This is a genomic window from Candidatus Binataceae bacterium (assembly GCA_036495685.1).
GTDB lineage: Bacteria > Desulfobacterota > Binatia > Binatales > Binataceae > JAFAHS01.
The window spans coordinates 33,401-57,977 of record DASXMJ010000035.1; the positions used below are offsets into that span (position 1 = coordinate 33,401).

Genomic DNA, 24,577 nt, shown 5'->3' on the forward strand with positions numbered 1-24,577 from the left:
CCCTTGCTCGCCCTCTGGCAGTCTCTTCCACAAACGCAAATAACCCGGAGTTTGGCCGATGGCAGATCTCAGCACCTTTGAAAAAGTAATCAAGGACGACCGTGCCGCTCGCGAGTCGAAGCAGTGGACTGGAACGCTTCTGCAATACCTGGAAGTGGTCAAGTCCGAGCCGATGATGACCAAGCTCTCGCATGCGCGGATCTACGACATGATCATCTCGTCCGGCTCCAAGAGCATCCAGGACACTGACGATCCTCGCACCAAGCGGCTTTACAAGGACGAGCCGATAAAAGTCTACGAGTTTTTTGCCGATGAGTTCTTCGGCATCGAGCGCACCATCGCGCAGATCGTCCGCTACTTTCATTCCGCGTCGCTGAAGGGCGAGGAGAGTCGGCAGGTGCTGTACTTGATGGGGCCGGTCGGGTCCGGAAAAAGCTCGCTGGTAGAGAGAATCCAGCGCGGACTCGAGCAACTGGTGCCGATCTTTAACATTGAAGGGTGCCCGATGAACGAGGAGCCCCTGCACCTAATTCCGCGGCACCTGCGCCGCGAATTCGAGAAGATGCTCGGCGTGCATATTGAAGGTGACCTGTGCCCGGTATGCCGCTACCGCCTGAAAGTGGAGTTCAATCAGCGCTACGAAGAGTTCCCGGTCGAGACGCGCAATTTTTCAAAGCGCAACCGCGTCGGAGTCGGCGTGGTCCCGCCGGTCGACCCGAACAATCAGGACACCTCGGTCCTGATTGGCAGCGAAGATATTTCGAAACTCGATCAGTATTCCGAGGGCGACCCGCGAGTGCTCGAACTTAACGGCGCCCTCAACGTCGGTAATCGCGGCATCGTCGAGTTTATCGAAGTGTTCAAGAATGAGACCGAATACCTACACGCGATGATCACGGCGACCCAGGAGAAAGTGATTCCGGCCCCGGGGCGCCACGGGATGGTGTACGTCGACACCACCATCCTGGCGCACTCCAACGAAGCGGAATGGCAGAAGTTCAGGGCCGACCATACCAACGAGGCGATTCTAGATCGCATCGTGGTGATCAAGGTGCCTTACAACCTGCGGCTTTCTGAAGAGGTGAAGATCTATCAGAAGATCATTCGCAACTCCGACTTCCGCGCGCACGTCGCCCCGCACACGCTCGAATTGGCTTCAATGTACGCGATCCTGTCGCGGCTCGAACCGACCTCCAAGTGCGATCTGATGACCAAGCTGAGCCTCTACAATGGCGAAGAGGTGGTTGAGAAGGGCCGGACCAAAAAGATCGATGTGCAGGAGCTGAAGGAAGACTCCAAGCGGGAGGGCATGTCAGGTATTTCCACGCGCTTCATCATGAAGGCGCTCGACAATGCGCTGTCCGATAATGTCGCGGGCAATTGCATCAACCCGATCAACGTGCGCGAGGCGCTGGTCCAGATGACCAAGGAAGCCGATTTGCCCGACGACACGCGCAAGCAGTATCTGGAATTCCTGCAGGACACGCTGCACAAGGAGTACCTGGAACTCCTGGAGAAGGAGATTACCCGCGCATTCGTCTACTCCTACCAGGAGCAGGCAGAGGCGTTGTTCCAGAACTATCTCGATCACGCCGAAGCCTACGTGAACAAAACCAAAGTCCGCGACCGCAACACCAAAGAAGAACTGCCGCCCGACGAAGGCTTCCTCAAGTCCATCGAAGAGCAGATCGCGATCATCGGTTCAGCGGCGGACGGCTTCCGCCAGGAAGTAATCGCCTATTTGTGGGCGACCTCGCGCCGCGGGGAGAAAGTCAGCTATCGGAGCTACGAACCGCTCAAGGAAGCAATCGAAAAGAAGCTCATGACCTCGGTACGGGACATCTCGCGCATTATCACCAAGGCACGGACCCGCGACGAAGAGCAGAGCGGCAAGTACAATTCGATGGTAAAGAACCTGATGGAAAACGGCTACTGTGAATCGTGCGTGGACGTGGTGCTGAAGTATGCCGCGAACAATCTCTGGAAGGACTGAAGCGGGGACCCTGGAATTGAGCAGATTTCACGGACCTTGGCACCCTTTCCGAGCGGGCGACCCTCCGGATTTCGTTTGGCGGCGGCGTCCGTCATATAGTCTTGGTAGAGGACCGTAGCTTGGCCACCAGCGAAACGATCTTCCGGGAATATCGACCCTCTGACGCGGAACGCTCGGACCGTTCGGCGGGCGACCGATTGCGCCATCGTCAGAAGGTCCGCGAATCGATCCGTGAAAACATCGCCGACATCATCGCCGAAGAATCGATCATCGGTAAAGACAGGGACCGCGTAATCAAAGTTCCCCTGCGGGGCATTAAAGAGTATCGCTTCGTCTACGGTGACAACTCCGGGGGTGCATCGCAGGGCGACGGCGATTCGCGGCCTGGACAGGTGGTCGGGAAGACCGGCAAGGAAGGCCCCGGCAAGGGCGATGACATGGCCGGTGATCGGCCCGGCGTCGACTACTACGAGACCGACGTCACCCTCGAGGAACTCATCGAGATTATGTTCGAGGACCTCGAGCTGCCCAACCTCGAACGGCGCGCGCTGCGCGAAATCCAGTCGGACTATTCGACCAAACGCAAGGGCTACCGCCATGTCGGGATCCGGGTGCGGCTGGACAAGCGCCGCACCGCCAAGCAGCGCGTGATGCGGAAGCTGGCACGCGACCGGCGCGTGAATGGAAACGGCGCGGCTGATGGCGATCTTGCCGAGCCTGCCGAACCACCCGCCGAGGACGACGCGCCGGGATTGTCGGCGCTGCAACCAGATGCTGGAGCGGGATTGCGCAAGCGGCGCTTCCCGTTCCATCACGACGACCTGCGGTACAAGCATATTGAAGTCGACACCCGCGAAGAGTCCAACGCGGCGGTCATGTGCATCATGGATACTTCGGGGTCGATGGACACGATGAAGAAATACCTGGCGCGCAGTTTTTTCTTCCTGCTCTACCAGTTCATCGCGACGCGCTACCGCAACGTGGAGATTGTATTCATCGCCCATCACACTGAAGCGAGCGAGGTTACGGAAGAGGAATTTTTTCACAAGGGCGAGTCCGGCGGAACCTTCATCTCCTCCGGGTATGTAAAGGCGCTCGAGATCATTCATCAGCGCTACCATCCGTCGCTGTGGAACGTCTATGCGTTTCATTGCTCGGACGGTGACAATTTCGACTCCGACAACCCTACCGCGCTGAAGGCAGGCGAGGAGCTTGCGGAGATCTGCAACTTGTTCGGCTACGGCGAGATCAAACCGCTGGGTTCGCGCTACTATGAAAGCTCGATGCTGAATGTATTTAGGCGGATTCAGGCGCCGAATTTCCACACCGTGCTGATCGAGCGCAAGGAAGACATCTGGCCCTCCTTCAAGGCGTTTCTAGCCAAGGATCGCATCAAAGAATGAGCGACTTATCGCTTGATGCTCCCATTAAGGTGTCCGCCTACGACCTCGAAGACCTGATCGAGTGGGATCGGCGAATTCGTGAGAAGGTCGACGAATTCGGACTGGATTGCTTTCCCCAGGAATTCGAAATCTGCGACCACAACCAGATGCTCGGGTACATGGCCTACAACGGCATGCCCTCGCACTACCCGCATTGGTCCTACGGCAAGGCCTACGAGAAGCTCAAGACGCTCTACGACCACGGGGTCACGGGCGTACCGTACGAGATGGTCATCAACTCGAGTCCCGCGATCGCTTACCTGATGCGCGATAACACCCTGCTGCTCCAGATTCTCACCATCGCGCACGTCTACGGACACAACGACTTCAACAAGAACAATTTCACTTTCAAATCGACGCGCGCGGAACTCACCGTCGAAACCTTCAAAGCGCACGCGTTGCGCGTTCGCCGTTACGTGGAAGACCCGTCGATAGGTATGGAAAAGGTGGAGCGGGTCCTGGATGCCGCGCACTCGCTCCAGTTTCAGTGCCGGCGCAACCTCGCGATTCGCAAGTTGAGCCCCGAAGAACAGATCGAGCGCGCCGTCGAAAATGCCCAACCGCGCAGCGATCCGTTCCAGAAGATCCACGCGCGCCAGCAGCGAGTCGAACCCGACCTGCGTAAAGTACCCACCGAGCCCGACGAGGACGTCCTGCTCTTCATTCGCGATCACAATCCGTATCTGGCGGATTGGGAAAAAGACCTGCTCACCATGGTCGACGAAGAGGCTAAGTTCTTCATCGCGATGATGGAGACCAAAATCATGAACGAAGGCTGGGCGACCTACTGGCACAAAAAGATCCTGGAGTCGCTCAACCTCGAACAGGGGCTGCATCTCGAATTCATCGTCCGCCACAACCAGGTCGCACGTCCGATTCCCGGCCAGCTGAATCCCTACCATCTCGGCCTGAGAATCTGGGAAGACGTCTATCGCCGGTGGAGCGAACCCACCGCCGAGGAAATCAAGCGCGATGGCGCGCCGACTAAGCCGGCGCGTGAAAAGCTTTTCGAAATCCGCGAAGTCGAGCGCGATGCGTCGTTTCTGCGCCGCTATCTCACCGAGGATCTGCTGCGCGACATGGATATCTTCCAATACGAGGCGCGTGGCGAGGACTACGTGGTCTCCAAGGTCGCGGACGACGAAGGATGGCGCGAGGTCAAGGAGACCTTGATCAAAAACGTCGGCACCAGTTCGATCCCGGTAATCAAGGTCGAAGACGCGGATTTCGGACAAAATCGCACGCTATACCTGAAGCACTATCACGATGGACGCGACTTGCATCTTGAGTACGCGGAGAAAACCATCGCGTATCTGCAGCGCTTGTGGGCACGCGAAGTCGTCATCGAGACGACGCTGGAAGGCAAGAAATCGCTGCTGTGCTGCAACGATCGGGGCTTTTCCGTCCGCGCCCTGAAGTAAATTTTCACCACACCGGAGAATCCGATTCCTGATGGAAACCCCTCCCATCCCGCCGGAATATGTCGAGTTCCTTGCCCTTCTCTATCACGAAGGACGCAACGTCTCGCGCCTGTTTCGTCACAATGCCGCCTCCAAGAAGACCTTCACCGATCTGGCTGGCCTGCCCCCCGACGAGGCCAAGGCGTGGGATCGTTTGATCGCACTCCAGCAAAAGGCCGCCACCGCCGCATCGGTCGGGGCGGCGCAAGAGGTGTTCAAGGAAACCTTCGGGTGCTCCGTCACCGATCTCGCAAACCTATTCAGCAGCGACGGATGGCACCGGGTTCCAAACTTCGGTGGAGCGCGATGGGCAGCAATCGCGAAATCGGTGGGAGCCCTGGGTGACGCCATCGACCAGAAGGACGAGGCCGCAACCGCCAAGCTCATCGACGAAGTCCGCGTGATGCATCACAACGCGGGAACTGTCAAAGACAAACTGGCAAAGCTCAAAGCGAAGCGCCGCTAGCCTACCTCATAAGGACATATTTGTGCGGGCGGTCCGGCGCAGGCGGATCGCAGCGCATCCGCGTGGCTTACGATCCTCGTGCCCCGGGAGGTTCTACTCCGGCGGAAGTGGAGGTGCGTTGCCCTCGTTGATCGTTGCGCGGGGAACCTCGCCGTTGCGGATAATTTCCTCGCTGATCATGCGGTCCTCGCGCCGGGTCATCGGACCCAATATCCCTTCATACAGGGCCTCGGCGGCCGGTCCGGATACCCCGGGCACATAGAGGTCCATCTGCTTTTTGCATTTCACCTGGTCGTTGCCGACCAGGGAGATGGTGAGCTTTTCGATGTGGCGAAGCGGAGGTTGGGTGCTCAGGTCCAGTCCCGCAAGGGTCAGTACAACCTTGCTCGGACCTTCCGCTTCGGCCGTGGTCTTGAGAACTTGCGCGTTGGCGTTGCCATAGACGGTGGTCGCCAAAACCACCTGCCCTTCCCGTTCACCAAAGGTGAAGCTGACCATCTGATGTTCGGGTGGGTCGGCCTCCCCATACTTGTTGAGCAGCGTCAGCTGACCGCCCCAAAAGCCCAGGAAGTCACGACTCGCCTGGGGCAGAACGAGTACTTCCTGATTCGGAGGAATAACCGGAATGACCTTGGTGCTGCCTGATTTGGGAGGTTGCGGCACTGATGCCTGCTGATTTCCTAGAGAAGGCAGGGTCAGCTCGTTGCCGGTCGTAGGCGCCGGAGGGATCGGAGCCGCTCGAGGAGTGGCATTCGCCTCGGGGATGACCAGCGACGACGGCGGGCTCCACCGGCCTGAAGCGGTAGAAGGTTGCGGTGCCGCCTCGATGATTCCCTGCGGGAATGCCGGAATCGCCGAGAGCAGAAAACCGAGTGCAAGCGAAAGCTGCACGGTGATTCGGGCCGGGAAACGCATCGGTCGTAAGCTTAGCACCTCTTCGGCCCGCGAGGAATTTGCACCCACGGCAGGACAATCGGCCGTCGCTTCCCTTGTCGTTGCTTTAGGGATTGGGGTCGGCTAGCTTTCGCTTGGAACGTAGCGGTTTTCGGGTCGTGTCTGAAGGAGGGTGGCTGATGGAGTGGCCGAAGTGCCAAAAGTGCAACAATGGGACCCTGATCCCACTCTCTGATTACGGGCAGGAGGGTGCCTCGGTTATGTTTAAGGCTTGGGTCTGCACCAACCCCGAATGCGGTTTCAGCTTGCGAGTCGACAAGGGCGAGGTTACCTACGGACGGCGAATCGAGACCAAGCACTAGCCAGCGCTGACCTCAGAAATTCTGAGGGACCTACGAGCGGCGACTTTTCCTTACATTCAATCAGAACTCCCGTCAGCGACCGTGACTGACGGTACATCGGAATATTCGAATTTGTTCTTGAGGTGATCCGTCGAGAGCGTTCGTTCCATGGACCGGTAGGAACGGAGTTCCGAAAAATTAACCGGCCCTCCTGCCTGGGGCGGACTGACGGTCAGATCGCGGCCGTGGTTGAAGGCAACGCGGTCCATATAGATGGCATCGCGTTTGCTCATTCCACGCGGCGCGATGCGCAGATAATGCGCAGCCGCATCGGTATGACGCAGGGTGCCCTTCAGATGAGCAGGCCTATGCTGGTTAAGCCAGCATATAGTCCCCTGCCAGGTACGTATGACGAAACGTTCGAAGCCGAGCTGATTCCCCGTGCGGCCTGCGAGCCAATCGTCGCCAGCCTGCTATCCGCGTCTCCCGAGCGCATCAACGAACTCCGCGCCCGCGCCGACCGGATGTTCCTCACGATGGGGGTCACCTTTAACGTCTATGGCGATAATGCGGGCGCGGAACGGATTTTCCCGTTTGATCTGGTGCCGCGGGTCATAGACGCAAACACGTGGAAAGACCTGGAAGCCGGACTAGCTCAGCGCGTCCGCGCTCTGAACGCGTTCGTTGCCGACATCTATGGCGAAGGGAAAATTCTTCGGGATGAGGTGGTGCCGCGCGACCTGGTTTGCGGCTCGTCTCAATATCGTCGCGCCGCGATCGGCATCAAGCCCCCGAACGGGGTTTTCGTCACGGTGGCTGGAATCGATCTGGTGCGGGATCACGAGGGCCGCTTCATGGTGCTCGAGGACAACGTGCGCACCCCTTCCGGTGTCTCCTACGTATTGGAAAACCGCCAGGTCATGACCCGGCTGATGCCGGACCTGGTTCGCAAGTGCGGTGTCAGGAGCGTGGAAAACTATCCCTCCGATCTGCTCGCATCGCTGCACGAAATCGCGCCCCCCACCGTCGCCCGCCCCACGGCAGCTCTCCTCACCCCCGGTCCTTATAACTCGGCGTTTTTCGAACACGTGTTCTTGTCGCAGCAAATGGGGATCGAGCTGGTCGAAGGGCAGGACCTGGTGTGCGTCGACCACAAGCTGTTCATGAAAACCGTCTCAGGCCTCCAGCAGGTACATGTCTTATATCGGCGGATCGATGACGACTTTCTTGATCCCCTGGTCTTTCGTTCGGACTCGCTGTTGGGCGTCGCCGGCATCACCGATGCTATGCGCGCGGGCACGGTAACGGTCGCCAACGGGATCGGAACGGGTGTTGCGGATGACAAGGCGGTGTTCGCCTATACGCCCGCAATGATTCGCTACTATCTCGCGGAGGAACCGCTGCTTCCGATAGTCGAGACCCACTTGCTGCGCGATGCCGACGTGCGCAAGAGAGTCATTCACGATTTGGATCAGTTCGTCATCAAGCCGACCGGCGCATCGGGTGGCTACGGGGTTCTGATCGGACCGAAGGCTACTTATCGCGAGCTGGCGCAAATGCGCGACGCGATCGAAAAGGATCCGGCCGCCTTCATCGCCCAGCCGATGGTGCAACTTTCAGCCCATCCGACGTTCGTCGGGCAGGGCTCCAACGTGGCCTTGGTGCCGCGTCACGTGGACCTCCGCCCGTTCGTGCTACTGGGATCGAAAGCACGGGTGCTACCAGGCGGTCTGACCCGGGTAGCGCTGCGCGAGGGTTCCCTGATCGTGAATTCGTCGCAAGGCGGCGGCAGCAAAGATACCTGGGTTGTCGACGCCTGATGTTACGACGAATCGCCAACCACCTGTTCTGGGCCGCGCGTAACCTCGAACGCGCGGAGTGGCGCGCCCGGCTGGTCAACGTCAACTACCATTTGCTGGTTGAGAGTCCACCCCAGAACCCGCAAGCGTGGGCTCCGCTGCTGGCCATCACCGGGGAACGCGAGGTCTTCGAGGAGCGCTACACCAGCGCCGATGAAACCTCGGTTCTGACCTTCTACACCTTCGATGACGAGAACCCGTCCTCGATCCGTAGTTGTATCCGCGCGGCGCGCGAAAGCGCGCGTGCGCTGCGGCATCGGATCTCCTCGGAATTGTGGCTCGAGCTGAACACTCTGTATCTCGACTCGCTGAGTTGGTCGCCCGCGACCCTTGAAGCCTCGGGTATATACGCGTTTTTTACGGAGCTCGGCGGGCGCTTCTATCGTATCGCCGGCATCACTTCCGACACGCTCACCCGCGACCCCGGCTATGACTTCTTCATGATCGGGAAAATGCTGGAACGGACCGAAAGCGTGGCGCGCCTGCTTGATGTGAAATACCACTTCCTGCTGCCACACGTGGAAGACCTCGGCGGATCGGTGGACCTGCTCCAGTGGGCGGCGCTGCTCAGAAGCGCTTCCGCGTTGGAAGCCTATCGCCGCGTCTACGGCAACGCCATCGAGGTCGAGCGTGTGGTGGAAATGCTTCTTTTCGATGAGTCATTTCCGCGCTCGGCGCGATTTGCGATGAACCGGCTGGGAGCCTCGCTGCAGAGGATCGCCGCTCTATCTGCGAATGGAACTCACCAACTTTCGGAGGCGCGAGCCCTGGCCAGTGCCAAGTTGGCCAATCTCCTTAGTTCGAGTTGCGTTACAGACGTAATTGGCGGTGGGCTGCACGAATATCTTCTACAAATTGAAGACGAATGCACGAATATCGGCGAGGTGCTTTCCGCCGATTACCTGCGGTTCGAGTAACGAATCATGCGTTTCAAGACTATCCATACCACCCGATTCAGCTATGACCTGCCGGCCTACGAGTCGCACAACCAGCTTCGCCTCAAGCCGCTCACCAGCGAGCGTCAGCGTTTGCTCCAGTTCCGCCTGAGCAGCGACCCTCCGGCGTCGGTGCTCGAGTACGAAGACGGATTCGGTAACACCGTCCATTCGGTTTCGGTTTATCCTTCCCACCAGGAGCTCTCCATCGTCGTCGAGTCGCTCGTCGATCGCCTGCCCGAACCGCAAAGCCAATTTCCGCGCGTGCGCTTTTTCGAATATCTCACCGACGATGATTCTCGTAGCCGAGAGCAATATGATTTTCTGCACGCCAGCCGCTATGTACCGTTCAGCGAAAGATTGCGGAAATTCTTCTGGGCGACGCGACCCGACCAGCGCGAGGATGTTGCCCAGTACGTAAGACGCACGGTTGGTTACATCCGCGATCAATTCCACTATGAAAAAGGTGCCACCAGCGTGCACTCGAACCTGGACGAAATCCTGAGCGCAGGGTGCGGCGTGTGCCAGGACTTTGCGCATCTGACCATCGGCGTGCTCCGGCTGGCGGGCGTGCCCGCGCGCTACGTCTCCGGCTACTTGGCACCGGAACCGGTGCAGAACCGCAAGGAGCCGGTCAACGAAATGGCGAGCCATGCCTGGGTCGAGGCGTTGTTGCCGAACGCGGGCTGGGTCGGTTTTGATCCGACCCATCGCGGCCGCGTTACCGAGCGCCATATCCGGGTCGCGATGGGGCGTGACTACGCCGACGTGCCCCCGCTGCGCGGCGTGTACCGAAGCGCCGGCAAACGTCAGAGCATGACCGTCGAACTGCGCATCGACGAAACCGAAAACGAGACCGAGCTCAGCGCCCAGGTTCAGCAACAAAGCCAGCAGCAGCAGTGAGCTGCGGCTGACCCAGCCGCTGATACTGGCGCATCACCTCGCGCAGCTCGTCATGACCGATCCCGGGAATCCGGTGCCCGTCAATGCCCACCATGGTTTCGCCCGCTACCAGCGCGTTCACGATGGCCTCTTCGGTCGCGTGCACGGCCGCAGCAAATAATGGATCCATTCGCCAGTTGTCGAGCATCCAGGCATGGGTCACAGCGCCGGTCCCGCGCGCGTACGCAAGTTTCGCCGTGCTGAAGGCGAGAAAGAGATCGCCTGAACCGTTGCCCGACACGCTGCCGGTGCGCGCCAACCCCATCGACAGACGCCGTGCGACTCGTTTCAGCTGATGCGGCAACAGCGGCGCGTCGGTGGCCGCGATGATGATTATCGATCCCAGGTCGCGATCGCCACCAACGACCGCGGGACGCAGATGCTTTCCGACCGCGACGCCGGCGACCATCAACTCCTGCGCCCGCCCGCAGTTGAGCTGAACCAGCACGCCGAGCGTGTAGCCGCCCTCTTTGCGCGCCAGCTTTCGCGACGCGGTTCCAATTCCGCCTTTCCATCCATAGCCGATCATGCCGGTGCCGCCCCCGACATTTCCCTCCGCGACTAATCCGCCCCGCGCTGCCTCGAGTGCTTGCCATGCATGGTGCGGCTTGACATGAAACCCGTCGGTGTCGTTCAGGTAGCCATCCCAGGTTTCCGCTACTACCGGTAACGACCAGGGCTGCAGCCGGCGCTTGCCTTTGATCTGCCATTGGATGACCGCGTCGCGCACGACACCCACGCTATGAGTGTTAGTGACCATGATCGGTGACGAGAGCAGGCCGGATTCCTCGATCCACGCAGTTCCCGTCATCTCACCGTTTCCATTGAGCGAAAAGTAACCGGCAAACAGCGGTGACGCGTCGCGGGAACCGCGTGGCAGGATCGCGGTTACACCGGTACGCACCGGGCCGCGGCCCACCACCAGCCTTCCCTGCCCCCGAACGATAGTGACATGCCCCACCACGACACCCCCGACGTCGGTAATCGCGTTGTTACGCCCCGGATGACCCTCCAAAGAGATCCCGAGGTCACGGGCTCGAGGTTTTCGCCGATTTGGTTGAGATTTCATGGGCACAGGATTAGCTCGCGAGGATATTCACAGCCACACTTTTGCAGCTGCGCAAGCCAGAGTTTCTGTGCTATGCGCTTTGAACCATATGCGGCTCAGAGTTGGATGCTCCGCGCTCTTTTTGTCCGCGCTCGTCGCGTCGGCCGGGTTCTTCGCATTCGCACAGGCGCCTCCACAAACCGTGGACATTAGCGACCCGCAGGCCGGGGGCACGGTGATGGTGTTCGCGGGCGATACGGTCCAGGTGCGACTCCATTCAACGCCCGGAACCGGGTATGCCTGGAAAGTCACCCAGGTCAACAATGCAATCCTCGCCCTTCAGGCGGCGCCCGTTTTTGTCCCGCCACCACCGGGCATTCCCGGCGCCGAAGGGCACACGGTCTTCAACTTCCGGGCGGCAGCGCCGGGAAGTTCAACCTTGCAACTCGCCTACGCTGGACCAACAGAAAAGGGAGCCACGCCGGCACGAACCTTCAGCATTGGCATCAGCGTGCGGCCAGCCAGCGAGCGGCCGTTACCACAGCCCTGAAGGGTTGTTGCCGGGCCCCGCGCGTTGATCGCGCAAATCGGTTCCGGCGGGACGAATCAAATCGAAGGTCGCCGCGCGACGTCGGCGGCCGCGTAAGCGTGCTCTTCGCCGGGATTTTGGATCACCTTGTGGTGGGTGGAGCGGCCGTCGACCGAGAGGGCAGGCATGCGAGGATTTGCTAGGCGCACAGCTGCAAACTTAAGCAAGATTGGGCGGAGGACGACCGTCTTAAGGACAAGCCCGGGGCCAGAGGTCGTTCGCGCCGTTTGATGGAACTCTTGCTGGGACCCTACCGAGGTCGTCTGCGGGACGCTCTTTGTATCGGATAGAATGTAGAGCTCCCTGTAAGTTCTTCAGATCACAAAGCTACGAATCCTCGAAAAATGAGTAATTTGCGAGGTCTTCCTGCGGCTCGGCTCTTGCTTCACTGCGCATCGGAACGCGGTGATTTGCCAAGCGGGGGAGAGGCGGTCATTCCACGATGGTACCTCCCGGACCCTCGCCCTGTGTCGCGTCAAAACGGCCTGCATACCAGAGAGCGACTCTACGCGCGGTGGCGCTGGGACTTTGCCTTGCAGCCACCGCATGCGCCAGCCAACCCGCTCTCACCGATCGGACCTTCTTTCGCAACGAATACGAAGTCGATACTCACGGACGCAAGACCTGGTTCGATCGTCTAGTGGAAACCGATCCCGGCGGGTTTAAGACCCATGTGGCACCGGACTATGAGTCGATCGCTCCGGCCCGCATCGCAGTATTGCCGTTCGTGGATACGGGCAGCGCGCAGTTCGTAGTGGACAAGATTCCGCTAACCGCCCGCGGTCCGGAACAACAGGCTGACTGGGCGTGGACTCACTCGAACCGGCTCCGCCGCTACGTGGACGGTTATCTCTCCTCGAGGGAGTTCCTAGTCGAAAACCTGATCCAAGTCGATCAGGTAATGAAAGAACATCGAATCTACGACGCCACGAGCCTCGCGCGAATCTCGCCGCAGGCCCTAGGCCAATTGCTCGGCGTCGATGCAGTGGTATATGGCGAGGTCACCCACTACGAGGCGTACTACCTGGCGCTAGTTTCCGCATACCAAGTAGGCGTGAGTATCCGCATAGTCTCCACCCATGACGGGCGCGAGTTGTTCACCGCGGAAGGCAGCCGTTACGACGTCGATGTGGCGCCCGCGTTCGATCCGGTGGATATTGCGATTAACTCCGCCTTTACGCTGCTTCAGCTTCGCGACATCGTCCTGGCTCGCGCCGAGGACGAGAGTGCACGTGAAATAATCCTACGCATCCCGCGATCGCAGCGCCTGCAAGACGAGCTCATCGAGGAAGCGACCGAGGCACCATCGCAAGCTAAGCAGGAAGATGTCGCGACTCTTTTGCGGGACAGCGGTCCCCAGCCACGTTCCAACGTCGAGCGCGCATCGGCGATACACCCGACTGATTAAACGCTATTCTGCCCGCAGCTGCAGGTCGTCGATGAGACACTAGTCTCCATGTGCTGCGGTCATTGCCCGCTCGGCTCGACGGCCGTCTTTTTCTCCTCAAGGACGCCGCGTAACTGGGCCTTCGCGCGGCGACATCAAGGCTAAGTTGTGCGCTATTTGTGCCCCTGAATATCTGCGAGCGGCGAAAATCTCGACTGCCTGCGCGAGATTGCACTCGCGACTTAAGCGCCCGCCTCGGCCTCGCTGGAATAGTGCCGAGGTAGATTGCGGCCAGCTTCCGTTCGCGCGATTCTAGGCTGGCTCGAACAGTGGTAACGGGAAATGTGGGTTGCCCTATGACGCTAGCAAGTGACCTTAGCGTCGCCGAATATTTCGCACGCCTTGCGAGTAGTTACGGGGCAGGAGAGTACTATCGAAAACGGCGTGCCGCCGCGGTGGCGGAGATAGGGCGACGGTTGGGGAAGATCGAAAGCCTGCTCGACCTCGGCTGTGGCAACGGCACGTACCTGGCAGGGTTTCGAGAGGCCATCGATCCGAAATTTCTGGTGGGCGCCGATCTTTCGTTCCGAATGGCCCAAGAGGCTTTGCGGCGCGGGGTGACCAACGTGATCATTGCCGGCGACGCCACCCTCTTGCCGTTCCGCCCCGCTTCATTCCGCGCGATTTTCTGCAGTCACGTGCTGCAGTTCGTCGCCGACCTGCCGCGATGCGTTGCAGAGATCGCACACTGCCTCGCTCCCGGTGGCACCTTCGTTATAGCAGGCGGCGAATTTGGAGTACGCGAACGACTGAAAATCCTGCTGGGCGATCTACGCTGGTCCGCGTTGCGGGCTGAACTGCCGCGGCCACGTGATGTCCGGATTCGCCGCAACTTGGCCGACTATCGGGACGCTGCTCAGGGGGCGGGACTGAGCGTGGACTCGCAAACAGTTGAATTCACCGTAACCTGGGCCGACCTTGCTGAATTCTATCGTGTGCGCTGGCTCTCATTGTACGAGCCGTCCTCGCAGGTAGCTCTTGCCGGGGTTCTCGACGAACTGGTGTCCGAACGCGGCAACGAGTCCTTCCAGATGAACGAATCGTTACTTTTCTGTCAGCAAGCCGGCGGCACGATGACGCCACGTTAACTGACGAAACCAGGTCGCTATATTGACCCGCGTGCGGCGGGCCGATGTTAACCAAAATCCGCGTGCAACGTCTTAGATAGTGAGGATTATGAAACCCACCACCCTGCACACCGGAAGTACACTGGCGGTGGACCACGAACGGATTTACCGCGCGCATAAGGCCAGGATCCTTAACCTGTGCAAGTTATTGCTGCGTGATTCAGATGAGGCCGAAGACGTCGCGCAGGAAGTTTTCCTGCGAGCCTTCGAGCGCATCGGCTCCGAGGAGACACCAAAGGTGTGGGAGGCGTGGCTGGTGCGGGTCGCAGTCAACGCCTGTCGCGACCGGCAGCGTTCGGCGTGGTGGAAGAGCCGCCGCAGGCCGGGCGACCTCGATGAGCTTGCTCCCTGGCTCTCTCTTTCCAGCGAGGAACAGGCCCGCAGCCGGGAATGGCAGTCGCGAGTCTGGCAGGCGCTGCGCGCGTTGAATAACCGCCAACGCAACGTGTTCGTTCTCCGGTACATCGAAGGATGGTCGACCAACGACGTAGCAGAAAGCCTTGGTCTCACCGCCGCGGCCGTAAAGACACACTTGTTTCGCGCGGTCCGACATCTCCGCAAGGTGGTAGAGCGCTAATGAAGAATTGTCTCAGTGAAAGAACCCTGTTGCTGGTGCACGATGGCGAAGGTTCGGTTGCCGAGCGCGCGCATCTGGAAAGCTGTCTCAATTGCGCGCGCCGCTACCGGCTGCTGGTGGACGATATCAAGGAAGTCGTCACAATTCTGAAACAGCCCCCACCTTCGCACGCATCGCGCAGGCCGCGGATGTACTCCTGGGTGCGATGGTCGCTGGCCACCGCGTTGGTCGCGGTAGCGTTCCTGTTGGGGCGAATGACCACTGCCGGAGTCCTGGGCGGCGGCTTAAGCTTCCATGCCCGCGCAGTGTCAGGTACTCGGCCGGCATCAGCCGATCGCGCAATCGCGGGCGGCAATGGTATCGCGCCCACCTACGCGCTCTATATCGACAGCCTGATCGGCAGCCAGGACGAGGCGGACCCGGGCCAGACGGAAGTCGTGGACTCCGGGGAGACAGATTCAGATTCAGATGGACTTTGATAACTCGCAAAGAAACGAGAGTTGATAAGGATAAGGAGTAGAACCTATGAAACGTCAGTTTGCTTTGAGCGTAGCGGGCGGAGTGCTCGCCGTAGCGCTGCTTTCGGGCGCTGCTTATGCTCACGGTTTCGGCGGTGGTCATCACGACCTGATCCCGCCGATTGTCGGCCACCTGGTTTCGCACGATCAAATGCGCGCGATTTTCGAAGCAGATAAGGGCAATTTAAAGACCCTGCATTCGGCGGCAAGATCTGCACACGAACAGCTCGAAAACGATTTGATCGCAGGCAAGGACACCACCGCGGACCTGCAGGCGGTCCAGACTGCGCAGAACAACCTGATGGCCGAAAAGGTCAAGCTCGCGCAGGAGATTCTTGCCACCTTGACTCCCCAGCAGCGCACCCAGGTGTCGAGTTTCATGACCCAGTGGCGCGCGTTGAAGCAGCAGCAGTGGCAACTGTTCCAGCAGTACGGTGGTACACCCCAGGCGCCGCAGGGCGGTGGTGAATAATCGCCGGAGAATTTAACCAGCAAGGTTACCGGGCGACTTCACAGGCGCCGGCCTCAGGCCGGCGCCTTTTTTCTCCAACAACCTGCTTGACCACCGCTAGTCTAGTGACTTGTGAAAATACCGGCCGCTGATCGACAGCATGATGGTGGCGAGGACAACCAGCGCAAAGATTTGCGGGGCCAGCACCCTCGCTTCGCTGCCCTTCAGGAAGGTGTCCCGTATGATCACCAGGTAGAAGCGTAAAGGGTCGAGGTAGGTCAGGTACTGCAGCGCCACAGGCATGGCGCTGATGGGAAATGAGAATCCTGCCAGAGTGATGCTGGGAGTGATGACAAAGAAAGAGGCGATCATCGCCTGTTGCTGGGTCGAGGAAATCGTCGAAATGAGCAACGCAGCGCCCAGCACGCTCAGCAGAAAGAACGTGGTACCGACCGCAAACACGAGGTAGCTCCCACGAAACGGAACCTGAAACCATAGTCTCCCTATCAGCGTGATCACGATCGCCTGGGTCAGCGCGATAAAGAAAAACGGCATGGTCTTTCCGAGAATGAACTCGAGGCGCGAGATCGGACTAACCATCACCTGTTCCAGCGTTCCGACTTCCCGCTCGCGCACAATCGCGAACGCGGCCAGCGTGAGGCACGAAGTAAACAGGATGCTGCCGACGGTGCCAGGGACGAAGAACCACTGGCTCTCTAGGTTCGGGTTGTACCACGGGCGTCTGGTAAGTTCGACATTCGGCATGTGCACCGCGATCGACGGCGCCTTGCGCATCAGGTTGTCATAGGCATAGTCCTGCGCGAACCCGTTGGCGATCTCGTTGATGTAGCCCAGCGCGATCAACGCGGTGTTGGAGTCGGTTCCATCCAGGATGACTTGCACGGGCGCGGTCTGGCCCTTGCGCAACAGTTCGGCAAACCCTGGCAGGATCTGGATTGCAAGCGTCACTTTCCCGTGATCGATCTGATCGGAAATCTGATGGCGGTTCTCCAGGGTTGCAGCGAGGTCGAAATGTCCGTTGGACTCAAAGCGGCTCAGCAACTCGCGGCTCTCGTACGAGTGGTCGTGGTCGAGTACCGCCATGCGCACGTGATGGAGTTCAAAGGAGGCTGCGTAACCATAGATCAGAACCTGTAAAATCGAAGGCACGAGCAGGCCGAAGCGGGCGCGAGGATCGCGGAACAACTGGATTAGCTCCTTGATCAGCATGTGCTTCAGGCGGTTCAGCAAGTTTTCACACCTAGAGGGACTTCTTGAAAGACCGCAGCGCGAGGGTGGCCAGAATCGCGGCAAACATGCTCAATGCCAGGAGCTGCGGGAGCAATGGTCCGAGACCTGTCCCCTTCAGGAAGATGACCTTCAGCAGCGACAAGTAGTAGCGAGCCGGGAACACAAGTGTGATGGCTCGGATGACGATTGGCATCTGGTCGATAGGAAACACAAATCCGGAAAGCAGGAAGGCGGGGAGAAAGCTGGTCACCAGCGAAATCTGGCTAGCCGCGAGTTGCGATTTGGTTGCGGCGGAAATCCAGAATCCCAGCAACAATACCGCCGCCAGAAAGAGCGAGGTGGCGAGCAGCATCAGCCAAACCGAGCCGCGGAACGGCACCTTAAACCACCACACGGCGATTACCGCGCAGAATGCGGTGTCGAGCAGGCCCAACACAAAGTACGGGACCAATTTGCCGATCATGACCTCCAACGGCGTGACGGGCGTCGATATCAGCTGCTCCATCGTGCCCCGCTCCCACTCGCGCGCCATGGTCAGCGAGGTCAGGAAGGTTCCCACCACTACCATCACCAGCACCACCACCCCGGGCACGATGAAGTTGCTGCTGTCGAGGTCCTCGTTGAACCAGGTGCGCGAATCGATCGAAATTGGAGCCTGGATTTCCGTCAGGCCATGGGACTGAAAATACTGAATTTGGACGTCTGCCGAATATCCCGCCACGACCGATTCGGCGTAGCCGAAGATCAGGTTGGCGGTATTGTCGTCGATAGCATCGACGATCCCCTGCACCTCGACGGTGCCGCCCTTGCGAAGCTGCTCGGAGAAGTCGTTGGGTATGACCACACCGAGACTGCAATGCCCCGAATCGATCGCGGCAGTCAGACTGCGATAGTCGCTATTCACCATGACAATTCGAAAGTACTGCGAGGCCTGGAAATGCTTGAGCAGGTCCTGGCTCTGCTGGCTGCCCTCGCGATCAAAGACGCACACCGGCACGTTCTTCTGATCGAGACTGATTCCATTCCCCATCAGCACCATCAGCATCACCGGCATGAGAAACACGATCGCGAGGCTGCGCGGATCGCGGCGAATCTGCACCACTTCCTTGCGCCCGATCGCGAGTACGCGATTCAGGTTCATGGCTGCTCCCGGCGAACCTCACTCGCGGGCGCCCCGGAACCATTGCGCTCGTCGCCGGTCAGCGCCACAAAAGCGTCTTCCAGGCTAGGGCGGATTCGTGCGATACGGCGAACCTGGACGCCGCCCGCCTCCATCGCGGCCCGCATAGTCGGCATCGCTTCGTCGCCATCGCCCACGACAATGTGAAGTGCATTGCCGAACACCGCCGCATCGCGAACACCCCTGACGGCCTTGACGAGCTCGAGCGCGCGCCCCAGCGGTGCGGCCTCGATCGCCAGCAAGTCGCCGTTGACCGAATTGAGCTTGAGCTGGTTTGGCGTGCCAAGGGCGATGAGGCGGCCATTGAAGATCAGTGCGAGGCGATTGCAGTATTCCGCTTCATCCATGTAGTGCGTGGTGACAAAAACGGTAACGCCCGCTGCGCTCAGCTCCTGAATCAATTCCCAGAATCGCCGACGTGATACCGGGTCTACTCCCGAAGTTGGTTCATCCAGGAAGATGATCGGAGGGCGATGCAGTACTGCGCAGCCGAGCGCGAGCCGCTGTTTCCATCCGCCGGAAAGCGTGCCGGTGATACTTTCTTTTCGGTCGGTCAGGCCGGCCATGTTCAGTGCCCAATCGATTCGTTCCGTGAGCTGGTTGCCAGTAACATTGTAGAGAGCGCCGTAAAACCGCAGGTTCTCGATGACCTTCAAATCGTTGTAGAGAGAGAACTTCTGCGACATGTACCCGATGCGACGGCGAATCTGTTCTGGCGAGCGGACCACGTCGAAGCCGGCGACCTCGGCGCGGCCCGAGGTTGGATGCAGCAAGCCGCACAAGATCCTGATGGTCGTCGATTTGCCAGAACCATTGGGACCCAGGAATCCGAACACTTCGCCCGGAAGGGTTTCGAAAGTGACGTGGTCGACAGCGGTAAAGGTCCCGAAGCGCTTGACCAGGTCCCTGACGACGACCGAGTTTTCCATTCAGGCCGCCTCGAGCTCTGTGGTGGTGGCGGATACGAACAGGTCCTCGATGCTGGGCGGAACCTGGGTTGCCTCCTGGTATTCGATGCCCGCGGCCTCAAGCCTTCTGGTGATTTCCGCCAGCCGACGCGGTCCATCGTCGACGAAAACGTGGATCGCATCACCCACCAGCACGGTTCCGGTCACTCCGGGCGCATGGCGCAGCTCGTCGCGCAGGTGGCGGGCTTCGGTTGAGACTATCGATAGAACCGCACCCGGCATCATCGCTTTCAATCGCTCGGGCTCGTCACACAACAACAGCCGGCCCTCGTTCAGAAGCGCCAGTCTATTGCAGCGCTCGGCCTCATCGAGATAGGCGGTTGAGTTGAGAATCGTAACGCCCTGACCCAGCAGCGAATAGAGCATGGCCCAGAACTCGCGGCGCGAAACCGGATCAACCCCGTTGGTCGGCTCATCGAGTAACAACACGCGCGGTGTATGAATCAGCGCGCAGACCAGGCCGAGTTTTTGCTTCATTCCGCCTGACAGGTTGCCCGCGAGTCGCGAACGAAACCTGCTCATCCCGCATGCCGCAAGAAGTGGCAACGCCCGCTCGTCGCGGGCCTTGCGCTTCACGCCGAACAGGTCGGCGTAGAAGCGGATGTTTTCATCGACCGTAAGGTCTTCGTAGAGCCCAAAGCGTTGCGGCATGTAGCTGATGCAGCTTTTGACCGATTCGGGATTGGCGACCACGTCGTAGCCGGCGACCATGGCTCCGCCGCTGTCCGGCGGCAGAATGCCGGCCAAGATGCGCATCGTCGTGGTCTTGCCGGCTCCATCTGGGCCTACCAGTCCGAAAATTTCACCGCGGCGGACCGAGAAGCTTAAGTGATCGACGGCGACGATGTCGCCGAAGGCCTTGACCAGATCTCGGCCCTCAATGTCCGAGGACTGGCTGTCCATTGACGGAGTCTTCCGCAGGCGGCTTGCCGAGCTTGATGAGCGCGTCGGCGGGCATGCCTGGCTTGAGTTCATGATTGGGATTATCGACGTCGATCTTGATTCGATACACGAGCGTTACGCGTTCCTGGTGGGTCTCGACGCTCTTGGGCGTGAACTCCGCGCTCGACGAGATGAAGGAGATTCGGCCCGGATATTTCTTGCCGGGATAGGTGTCGGTGGTGACCGTAGCGCCCTGCCCCCAGCGGATCTTGCCGAGATCAGTTTCGCTGACGTAGCCGCGCAACCACACGTGATCGAGATCGGCGAGCGTCACCACCGGAGTCCCCGGTTGCATCACTTCTCCGAGCTCGGTCTGCCGCACCACGATGACGCCCGAGAACGGCGCGCTCAGCACCGTATAGCCAAGCGTGATCTTTGTGAGCCGCAACGTTTCTTGCGCATTCTTGACGGCGGCAGCCGCGGCCGAGATATTTTCCTCGCCGACCCCGACCATTGCCTGATCGTGCTTGAGCGACGCCGCGGATTGCTTGGTCGCGGTCTCGGCGAGGTCGCGGCTCTGCGCCGAGGTCGCGTTCTCTTTCCATAGTTCCTGGTAGCGCTGAAGGTCGACGTTCTTTTCCGCGAAGTCGGCCTGATCGTTGGCGACGGTGTGCTGTGCCGCGAGCAGGTTCTGCCGCGCTGACGCGAGTTGCTGTTGCTGGACCTGCACGGCGGCTTCGTCGACCGCGACCTGCTGCTTGTAGTTGGAGTCATCGACCCGCGCGATGAGCTGTCCTTTTTCGACCCACTGTCCTTCGTCGAAGGGCAACTCAACTATCCGCGAAGTGACGTCCTTGAAACTCACGAGACTTTGATGCGCCTCGATATTGCCGGAGACCATCAATTCACCTGCCGCCACGCCTTGGCGGAAAATCTGCCAGTAGAGGGCCGCCACACCCGCGCCCGCCAACACGACCAGTGCGAGCAGCAGCGCGCGCTTCCGGGAAGAACGCGGGGTGACGTCGTCGGTGCCGGTTCTCTGCTGGACGGGGCTGGTTTGGACATTCATCCGCGGGGACGCCTTCAAGTTATTGACTTACCAGTCAGTCAATAATACGGTCAGAAATGTGTCAAGCGATCCACTCGCTGCCCGCGCGCAGCGCATTCATCCCTCCGTTCGCCGGCGTCGCAAGGAACAGCGCCCCGGCGAGATTATCGAAGCCGCCATCCGGGAGTTCTCGCGCCGCGGCTTCGCCGCAACTCGACTGGAGGACGTGGCCGAAAGGGCCGGCGTGACTAAGGGTACCATCTACTTCTACTTCAAAGACAAAGAGGATCTGTTCAAGGCCGCTGCGCGGAGTTCGCTGGAGCCCGCGCTCAACGAGATCGAAGCGCTCGGCGCGCATTTCGAAGGCTCGGCGGAAGAGTCGCTCCGCGTCCATCTGAGCGCGGTGTATCCGAAACTAGTGACCAATCCCCGTGCCGGGCAAATTCTGCGACTGATAATCGCCGAGGGTCCGCAGTTTCCGGAACTCGTCGAATTCTACTATTCGGAGATCATCTCGCGCGGGATCGCAATCCTAAGGCGGGTGCTCGAACGCGGCATCGCGCGCCACGAATTCCGGCTCACCGGGGCGGTCGATTTTCCCCAGACCGTCTTCGCTCCTGCTCTCGCCGCGCTCATCTGGAACCTGCTGCTCGGTAAACACCACTCTTTGGACTTCGACGCGTATGCGCGCACCCACCTCGACCTGGTGCTCAACGGCTTGAAGGTCAAAAGCAAATAGTGAGCGCTCGCCCCACTCAAGCGTTGACCGGAATGCGTTTCGCCCCATACCTCGAGAGCGAGGAGGCTCATATGGACTGCCCCGATGACCGGCCGAAGATCTCGGCAATATCGTTGCCGCTTACGTTGAATTCGACGTTCCCGAGCAGGCTGCCGAGCCGATCGCACAGTTCTATCGCGATGTCATGGGGGTTGCGGCAAACGGTCCACCAAGAGTCGAGTGCGACTGTCGTGCACGTTCCGGTGGGAATCGGTCAGGAATTTATCTTCCGCGAGAACGACCGGCCGATTGCCGACTACGACGGCCATCACCTGCAGGTCTACGTGGCGTATTTCTCAGGACCGCATCGCGAGCTCGACGAACTGTCGTTGATCAAGGAGGAAAGCGACCAGCAGCAATACCGCGTCGAGAGAACATCGTCGATCCTGCCAGCGGTGAGACCGTGTTCACTATTGAGCACGAAATTCGCCGCATGAGGCATCCGCTGTTCATGCGGCTGATCGTCAATCGCGACCCCGGGCAACGCAGCCTGAACTGTGCTCCGGGTCACGACGCATTTCTCTGCGCAACGCCGTCGGACTGAACACCGCGTGCGCCGCTCTTTCCTGCTCCTTATGCTGGCAGTGGCCAGCGCGGTTCAGAGTTGGGCAGTCTATCCATGGATGGTACTGCCACCCACCCCTGCTCTGCCCGGGGCCGAACATAGCGGTTTCGCGCCGGTTAACGGAGTTCGTCTGTGGTATGCGGAGTTTGGCCAGGGTCCGCCGGTCATCCTGCTCCACGGGGGTCTCGCCAATTCAAATTACTGGGGACTGCAGGTGCGAGCGTTGGCACCGACCTATCACGTCATCGTTCTGGACAGCCGTGGTCACGGACGCAGCTCGCGGAACGGTGCGCCGATTGGTTACGACGCGATGGCATCGGACGTGCTCGCTTTGATGGACTACCTTCACCTCGACAAGGCGGCCATCGTCGGATGGAGTGATGGAGCGATCATCGGCCTCGATATTACGATTCACCATCCCGAACGGGTCGCGCGGCTCTACGCTTTTGCGGCGAATTCAAATCCTTCCGGAGTGAAGGAGGTCAGCCGGAGCCCAGTCTTCACCGAGTTTACTGCACGCGCCGCCACCGAATACGCGCAACTCTCTTCTACTCCCGGTCAATTCAAACAGTTCGTCGGCGATATCGAGCACATGTGGGCGACTCAACCCGACTTCACCGCCGCACAGTTGAAGGGAATTGCGCTACCGGTATGGATCGTCGACGCCGACCACGACGAGGCTATCAAGCGGGAGAACACCGACCTGATGGCGTCGTTAATCCCGGGCGCCGGCGAATTGATCTTGCCGGAAGTGAGCCACTTTGCATTTCTGCAGGATCCCGTGATGTTCAATCAAACTCTGCTCCGGTTTCTTTCGCCAACTTCCCGCTAGGCTGGCTCGCGCATCGCGAAGGGGTTCGAGTGAGGAGTCAGTCGCCACCTCCAGTGCCCGTACTTGCAAATCATGTGCGTGTACTCCTTTGAAATGGTTAGAATTTTTCGGCGTTTCCAGCCTGCTACTGGACCGGGACGGGGAAAGGATTATTTTTCTGGCAAGCTGACGATCCTTCTGCTCTTCTGCTCGAACACCTTCATGACGATAGCGTGGTACGGCCATCTGCGGTTTCGAGACCGACCGCTGATGCTGGTGATCGTGGTGAGCTGGCTGATTGCCTTTGCGGAGTATTGCTTTCGGGTTCCCGCGAATCGAATCGGGTACGGGCAATTTTCTGGTTACCAGCTTAAGATCATCCAGGAAGCAATCCCCCTGATCGTCTTTGCCGTCTTCGCCTACTTTTATTTGAGGGAGGCGCCGCGTTGGAACTACCTTCTGTCGTTCGTATGTCTTATGGGTGCGGTTATGTTCGCCTTCTGGGGGAGGGTGTAAGCTGCGCGCGGGAAGCGCTGCGGTTACGCTGAGAGAACCGCTGAAGATTTTTCGGGATCTTCGGACGTTTATGAAGCTAGGCGATAAACTGATCGTGGCGGGCGTCGTCTTGATACCGCTGGCGCTGTCAGGCTTCTGCGCGTTCGCGGCGCTCAATGCGCTCGAGCGCGCCAGTGTGAATTGGCGCTCCGCTGCGGCGGCTTCGCTTGCCTTCCTGGTCATTGCCGCGGCCGCTGGCCTCATCACCGCGGGCATCCTGGATAGGAAACAGAAATAGCTACACGACCGGACCCGCGCCTTTTGATCGCGGCACCGGCAGGGCGACTGTGGTCCAAACGGTATCCAACCCCAGGTAACCCGAGACAATCTTCACGCACGTCGATCGGCGAAGAGGCTTGAATTTCCCGACTCAGGCGATTTCAGGTGACGGTCGCGTTTACCTTCGAGGTAATTGTCACCCGCGAAATCGTGGTCCATGCTCAGGTTGAT

General features: G+C 59.6%; 26 protein-coding genes. 19 read left to right on the forward strand and 7 right to left on the reverse strand.

Annotated elements, in window-relative coordinates:
- Positions 1 to 58 precede the first annotated feature (58 nt).
- The 4 genes from VGI36_03805 to VGI36_03820 all read left to right on the forward strand — a co-directional run bounded on the left by VGI36_03805 (position 59) and on the right by VGI36_03820 (position 5,361).
- Complete coding sequence (locus VGI36_03805; GenBank protein ID HEY2484244.1) at positions 59 to 1,993, forward strand: hypothetical protein; 1,935 nt, start codon at positions 59 to 61, stop codon at positions 1,991 to 1,993.
- 119 nt (positions 1,994 to 2,112) lie between these two features.
- Positions 2,113 to 3,396 (forward strand): DUF444 family protein, encoded by a 1,284-nt coding sequence (locus tag VGI36_03810; protein ID HEY2484245.1) that lies wholly within the window; start codon positions 2,113 to 2,115, stop codon positions 3,394 to 3,396.
- On the forward strand, positions 3,393 to 4,856 hold the full coding sequence (locus tag VGI36_03815; GenBank protein ID HEY2484246.1) for a SpoVR family protein: 1,464 nt from the start codon (positions 3,393 to 3,395) through the stop codon (positions 4,854 to 4,856). The genes VGI36_03810 and VGI36_03815 overlap by 4 nt, the downstream gene beginning before the upstream one ends.
- Before the next feature lie 31 nt (positions 4,857 to 4,887).
- Positions 4,888 to 5,361, forward strand: coding sequence for a hypothetical protein (locus tag VGI36_03820; protein HEY2484247.1), 474 nt, complete (start codon positions 4,888 to 4,890; stop codon positions 5,359 to 5,361).
- Positions 5,362 to 5,454: 93 nt separating this feature from the next.
- Here the strand turns inward: VGI36_03820 and VGI36_03825 are convergent, their stop codons facing one another.
- Positions 5,455 to 6,276: a hypothetical protein gene (locus VGI36_03825; protein HEY2484248.1), complete on the reverse strand. Its 822-nt coding sequence runs from the start codon at positions 6,274 to 6,276 to the stop codon at positions 5,455 to 5,457.
- A 158-nt stretch (positions 6,277 to 6,434) separates the two neighbouring features.
- Between VGI36_03825 and VGI36_03830 the strand changes: the two genes are divergently transcribed.
- The 4 genes from VGI36_03830 to VGI36_03845 all read left to right on the forward strand — a co-directional run bounded on the left by VGI36_03830 (position 6,435) and on the right by VGI36_03845 (position 10,293).
- Positions 6,435 to 6,617 carry a hypothetical protein gene (locus VGI36_03830; GenBank protein HEY2484249.1) on the forward strand — a complete coding sequence of 61 codons (183 nt, stop codon included), beginning with the start codon at positions 6,435 to 6,437 and terminating at the stop codon, positions 6,615 to 6,617.
- Positions 6,618 to 6,841: 224 nt separating this feature from the next.
- Positions 6,842 to 8,416 (forward strand): circularly permuted type 2 ATP-grasp protein, encoded by a 1,575-nt coding sequence (locus VGI36_03835; protein ID HEY2484250.1) that lies wholly within the window; start codon positions 6,842 to 6,844, stop codon positions 8,414 to 8,416.
- On the forward strand, positions 8,416 to 9,372 hold the full coding sequence (locus VGI36_03840; protein HEY2484251.1) for an alpha-E domain-containing protein: 957 nt from the start codon (positions 8,416 to 8,418) through the stop codon (positions 9,370 to 9,372). The genes VGI36_03835 and VGI36_03840 overlap by 1 nt, the downstream gene beginning before the upstream one ends.
- Before the next feature lie 6 nt (positions 9,373 to 9,378).
- Positions 9,379 to 10,293 (forward strand): transglutaminase family protein, encoded by a 915-nt coding sequence (locus tag VGI36_03845; protein ID HEY2484252.1) that lies wholly within the window; start codon positions 9,379 to 9,381, stop codon positions 10,291 to 10,293.
- On the opposite strand, the gene VGI36_03850 is transcribed toward VGI36_03845, so the two are convergent.
- Positions 10,253 to 11,401, reverse strand: coding sequence for a P1 family peptidase (locus tag VGI36_03850; protein HEY2484253.1), 1,149 nt, complete (start codon positions 11,399 to 11,401; stop codon positions 10,253 to 10,255). The two genes, VGI36_03845 and VGI36_03850, sit on opposite strands and share 41 nt — an antisense overlap.
- An 88-nt stretch (positions 11,402 to 11,489) precedes the next feature.
- Here VGI36_03850 and VGI36_03855 point away from each other — a divergent pair, with 88 nt between their 5' ends.
- The 6 genes from VGI36_03855 to VGI36_03880 all read left to right on the forward strand — a co-directional run bounded on the left by VGI36_03855 (position 11,490) and on the right by VGI36_03880 (position 16,110).
- Complete coding sequence (locus VGI36_03855; GenBank protein HEY2484254.1) at positions 11,490 to 11,930, forward strand: protease inhibitor I42 family protein; 441 nt, start codon at positions 11,490 to 11,492, stop codon at positions 11,928 to 11,930.
- A 553-nt stretch (positions 11,931 to 12,483) separates the two neighbouring features.
- On the forward strand, positions 12,484 to 13,377 hold the full coding sequence (locus VGI36_03860) for a GNA1162 family protein (protein HEY2484255.1): 894 nt from the start codon (positions 12,484 to 12,486) through the stop codon (positions 13,375 to 13,377).
- A gap of 335 nt (positions 13,378 to 13,712) precedes the next feature.
- Positions 13,713 to 14,504 (forward strand): class I SAM-dependent methyltransferase, encoded by a 792-nt coding sequence (locus VGI36_03865; protein HEY2484256.1) that lies wholly within the window; start codon positions 13,713 to 13,715, stop codon positions 14,502 to 14,504.
- 88 nt (positions 14,505 to 14,592) lie between these two features.
- A complete protein-coding gene (locus tag VGI36_03870; GenBank protein ID HEY2484257.1) occupies positions 14,593 to 15,120 on the forward strand; it encodes a sigma-70 family RNA polymerase sigma factor in 528 nt (175 codons plus the stop codon).
- Positions 15,120 to 15,599: a hypothetical protein gene (locus VGI36_03875; GenBank protein ID HEY2484258.1), complete on the forward strand. Its 480-nt coding sequence runs from the start codon at positions 15,120 to 15,122 to the stop codon at positions 15,597 to 15,599. Before VGI36_03870 ends, VGI36_03875 begins: the two co-directional genes overlap by 1 nt.
- A gap of 46 nt (positions 15,600 to 15,645) precedes the next feature.
- Positions 15,646 to 16,110, forward strand: coding sequence for a hypothetical protein (locus VGI36_03880; GenBank protein ID HEY2484259.1), 465 nt, complete (start codon positions 15,646 to 15,648; stop codon positions 16,108 to 16,110).
- A gap of 96 nt (positions 16,111 to 16,206) precedes the next feature.
- Here VGI36_03880 and VGI36_03885 read toward each other — a convergent pair whose 3' ends face one another.
- The 5 genes from VGI36_03885 to VGI36_03905 are packed head-to-tail and all read right to left on the reverse strand — an operon-like array spanning position 16,207 to position 21,439.
- Entirely contained in the window at positions 16,207 to 17,319 is a 1,113-nt protein-coding gene (locus VGI36_03885; protein ID HEY2484260.1) for an ABC transporter permease, read from the reverse strand.
- A 31-nt stretch (positions 17,320 to 17,350) separates the two neighbouring features.
- Positions 17,351 to 18,481 (reverse strand): ABC transporter permease, encoded by a 1,131-nt coding sequence (locus VGI36_03890; GenBank protein HEY2484261.1) that lies wholly within the window; start codon positions 18,479 to 18,481, stop codon positions 17,351 to 17,353.
- Positions 18,478 to 19,449, reverse strand: coding sequence for an ABC transporter ATP-binding protein (locus VGI36_03895; protein HEY2484262.1), 972 nt, complete (start codon positions 19,447 to 19,449; stop codon positions 18,478 to 18,480). Before VGI36_03895 ends, VGI36_03890 begins: the two co-directional genes overlap by 4 nt.
- Complete coding sequence (locus VGI36_03900; protein HEY2484263.1) at positions 19,450 to 20,391, reverse strand: ABC transporter ATP-binding protein; 942 nt, start codon at positions 20,389 to 20,391, stop codon at positions 19,450 to 19,452.
- Positions 20,366 to 21,439: an HlyD family efflux transporter periplasmic adaptor subunit gene (locus VGI36_03905; protein HEY2484264.1), complete on the reverse strand. Its 1,074-nt coding sequence runs from the start codon at positions 21,437 to 21,439 to the stop codon at positions 20,366 to 20,368. Before VGI36_03905 ends, VGI36_03900 begins: the two co-directional genes overlap by 26 nt.
- A 58-nt stretch (positions 21,440 to 21,497) precedes the next feature.
- Between VGI36_03905 and VGI36_03910 the strand changes: the two genes are divergently transcribed.
- The 5 genes from VGI36_03910 (at position 21,498) to VGI36_03930 (ending at position 24,365) form a co-directional block, all read left to right on the forward strand.
- Positions 21,498 to 22,157 (forward strand): TetR/AcrR family transcriptional regulator, encoded by a 660-nt coding sequence (locus VGI36_03910; protein HEY2484265.1) that lies wholly within the window; start codon positions 21,498 to 21,500, stop codon positions 22,155 to 22,157.
- A 32-nt stretch (positions 22,158 to 22,189) separates the two neighbouring features.
- Positions 22,190 to 22,633: a hypothetical protein gene (locus VGI36_03915; protein HEY2484266.1), complete on the forward strand. Its 444-nt coding sequence runs from the start codon at positions 22,190 to 22,192 to the stop codon at positions 22,631 to 22,633.
- 114 nt (positions 22,634 to 22,747) lie between these two features.
- The gene (locus VGI36_03920; protein HEY2484267.1) at positions 22,748 to 23,593 is read left to right on the forward strand and encodes an alpha/beta hydrolase; all 846 of its coding nucleotides are present in this window, start codon (positions 22,748 to 22,750) and stop codon (positions 23,591 to 23,593) included.
- Positions 23,594 to 23,686: 93 nt separating this feature from the next.
- On the forward strand, positions 23,687 to 24,088 hold the full coding sequence (locus VGI36_03925; protein ID HEY2484268.1) for a DMT family protein: 402 nt from the start codon (positions 23,687 to 23,689) through the stop codon (positions 24,086 to 24,088).
- Positions 24,089 to 24,158: 70 nt separating this feature from the next.
- Positions 24,159 to 24,365 carry a hypothetical protein gene (locus VGI36_03930; protein ID HEY2484269.1) on the forward strand — a complete coding sequence of 69 codons (207 nt, stop codon included), beginning with the start codon at positions 24,159 to 24,161 and terminating at the stop codon, positions 24,363 to 24,365.
- Positions 24,366 to 24,577: the final 212 nt, after the last annotated feature.

What these genes read in the sequence shown, in the direction of transcription:
- VGI36_03805 (HEY2484244.1), top strand. Translation starts at nt 59, where the DNA reads ATGGCAGATCTCAGCACCTTTGAAAAAGTAATCAAGGACGACCGTGCC.
- VGI36_03815 (HEY2484246.1), top strand. Translation starts at nt 3,393, where the DNA reads ATGAGCGACTTATCGCTTGATGCTCCCATTAAGGTGTCCGCCTACGAC.
- VGI36_03820 (HEY2484247.1), top strand. Translation starts at nt 4,888, where the DNA reads ATGGAAACCCCTCCCATCCCGCCGGAATATGTCGAGTTCCTTGCCCTT.
- VGI36_03825 (HEY2484248.1), bottom strand. Translation starts at nt 6,276, where the DNA reads ATGCGTTTCCCGGCCCGAATCACCGTGCAGCTTTCGCTTGCACTCGGT.
- VGI36_03830 (HEY2484249.1), top strand. Translation starts at nt 6,435, where the DNA reads ATGGAGTGGCCGAAGTGCCAAAAGTGCAACAATGGGACCCTGATCCCA.
- VGI36_03840 (HEY2484251.1), top strand. Translation starts at nt 8,416, where the DNA reads ATGTTACGACGAATCGCCAACCACCTGTTCTGGGCCGCGCGTAACCTC.
- VGI36_03845 (HEY2484252.1), top strand. Translation starts at nt 9,379, where the DNA reads ATGCGTTTCAAGACTATCCATACCACCCGATTCAGCTATGACCTGCCG.
- VGI36_03850 (HEY2484253.1), bottom strand. Translation starts at nt 11,401, where the DNA reads ATGAAATCTCAACCAAATCGGCGAAAACCTCGAGCCCGTGACCTCGGG.
- VGI36_03855 (HEY2484254.1), top strand. Translation starts at nt 11,490, where the DNA reads ATGCGGCTCAGAGTTGGATGCTCCGCGCTCTTTTTGTCCGCGCTCGTC.
- VGI36_03865 (HEY2484256.1), top strand. Translation starts at nt 13,713, where the DNA reads ATGACGCTAGCAAGTGACCTTAGCGTCGCCGAATATTTCGCACGCCTT.
- VGI36_03870 (HEY2484257.1), top strand. Translation starts at nt 14,593, where the DNA reads ATGAAACCCACCACCCTGCACACCGGAAGTACACTGGCGGTGGACCAC.
- VGI36_03875 (HEY2484258.1), top strand. Translation starts at nt 15,120, where the DNA reads ATGAAGAATTGTCTCAGTGAAAGAACCCTGTTGCTGGTGCACGATGGC.
- VGI36_03880 (HEY2484259.1), top strand. Translation starts at nt 15,646, where the DNA reads ATGAAACGTCAGTTTGCTTTGAGCGTAGCGGGCGGAGTGCTCGCCGTA.
- VGI36_03885 (HEY2484260.1), bottom strand. Translation starts at nt 17,319, where the DNA reads ATGCTGATCAAGGAGCTAATCCAGTTGTTCCGCGATCCTCGCGCCCGC.
- VGI36_03890 (HEY2484261.1), bottom strand. Translation starts at nt 18,481, where the DNA reads ATGAACCTGAATCGCGTACTCGCGATCGGGCGCAAGGAAGTGGTGCAG.
- VGI36_03895 (HEY2484262.1), bottom strand. Translation starts at nt 19,449, where the DNA reads ATGGAAAACTCGGTCGTCGTCAGGGACCTGGTCAAGCGCTTCGGGACC.
- VGI36_03900 (HEY2484263.1), bottom strand. Translation starts at nt 20,391, where the DNA reads ATGGACAGCCAGTCCTCGGACATTGAGGGCCGAGATCTGGTCAAGGCC.
- VGI36_03905 (HEY2484264.1), bottom strand. Translation starts at nt 21,439, where the DNA reads ATGAATGTCCAAACCAGCCCCGTCCAGCAGAGAACCGGCACCGACGAC.
- VGI36_03915 (HEY2484266.1), top strand. Translation starts at nt 22,190, where the DNA reads ATGCGTTTCGCCCCATACCTCGAGAGCGAGGAGGCTCATATGGACTGC.
- VGI36_03925 (HEY2484268.1), top strand. Translation starts at nt 23,687, where the DNA reads ATGGTTAGAATTTTTCGGCGTTTCCAGCCTGCTACTGGACCGGGACGG.
- VGI36_03930 (HEY2484269.1), top strand. Translation starts at nt 24,159, where the DNA reads ATGAAGCTAGGCGATAAACTGATCGTGGCGGGCGTCGTCTTGATACCG.